Source organism: Catenovulum sp. 2E275, from assembly GCF_025515275.1.
Classification (GTDB): domain Bacteria; phylum Pseudomonadota; class Gammaproteobacteria; order Enterobacterales; family Alteromonadaceae; genus Catenovulum.
The window spans coordinates 1-1,025 of sequence record NZ_JAOPFU010000114.1 but is presented as its reverse complement, the minus strand read 5'-3'; the positions used below and the strand labels follow the sequence as shown (position 1 = coordinate 1,025).

The 1,025-nt window shown below is 50.4% G+C and carries 1 protein-coding gene; it reads right to left on the bottom strand.

Features of this window, described 5'->3' with window-relative positions; genetic code table 11:
• A partial coding sequence (locus N7931_RS19295) for a hypothetical protein (protein WP_262795968.1) occupies positions 1-1,025 on the bottom strand: 1,025 nt, incomplete at both ends.

The following is a 1,025-nucleotide window of genomic DNA, read 5'->3' as shown; positions in this document are numbered from 1 at the left end:
CCACCGGATACGCCGCCTAGGTAGGTGCTGCCGTTGGCTCTGTGGCCTTGGTCTGCATCTATCCACGCATGGCCTGCTTTGGTGCGTTTTTTAATGCTAAAGCCATTGGCGTTAACTTGGCTTAGGGTGAAGTCATTCCAAGTGGGTATCCAGTGCATTCGGCTGCTGACTCTTTCGTCCCACTGCGCAATCGGTGGGGTCGGTTGTCCTGCGACTTGGGCGTCTTTTACGGCTTGGCCTGGGTCACGGCGTAAACCGGTGATGCCTTTGGGGGATTCGCCCCAGAGGCCGTTGTTTTCACCAACAAATCGAACATGGCGGTTATAAAGTTCTTTATCGTTTTGAATGACATTAAAGCGCAGGCCAAGTCCTTTGATAAAGTCTTGTTGGTCGTCGCCGTCATAAATAAAGGTGTGGCTCATTTGAATGGTTTCACCACCAGCATAAAAGTATAGGCGTAGGGTGAATGGTAGCCATTGGTTGCCTGATTGGCGTTTTTGTTTGCCGGTGACTTTAACGACTCCCCGTATTGAGCCAGTTTGTTCTATTTCGACTTGTTCTACGTTGGAGACGAAGCTTTCTACTTGGGCTGGGTTTTCCGGTTCGTTTTCTGGTTGGTTTTGTACGAGTCCCACTAAACGGGCGTTTTGGGCGATTAGTTTTCCACCGCGTTTGATTTGGGTGACAATGTGTTCACCTTGGTTGGGGATTAAGCAGCTGATGAGTCCAGTTGAAACGGCAATGCCATTGGTTTGTTTGTTAATTTTAATGCTGTGCTGAGGCTGGGCCGGTTGGCCTTTTTCAATTTGAAAGCTGTGACCGGGGGCGGCGTTGGCTGGAATGGCGTGGGCGGTCCATTTTACGCTGCCATCTGGCCAGTAGGCCGTTGGCCAACTTTGCAGTGGGATATTCTCGCCTTGTTCGCTGATTAATTTGAGTGCCTGAGTTTTGCTTAATTCGCCCTGCGCCCAAGGTTTACCCCAGGTGCTACCCGGTTTATAAGCCGTTTGTTGGCCTTCTAACCA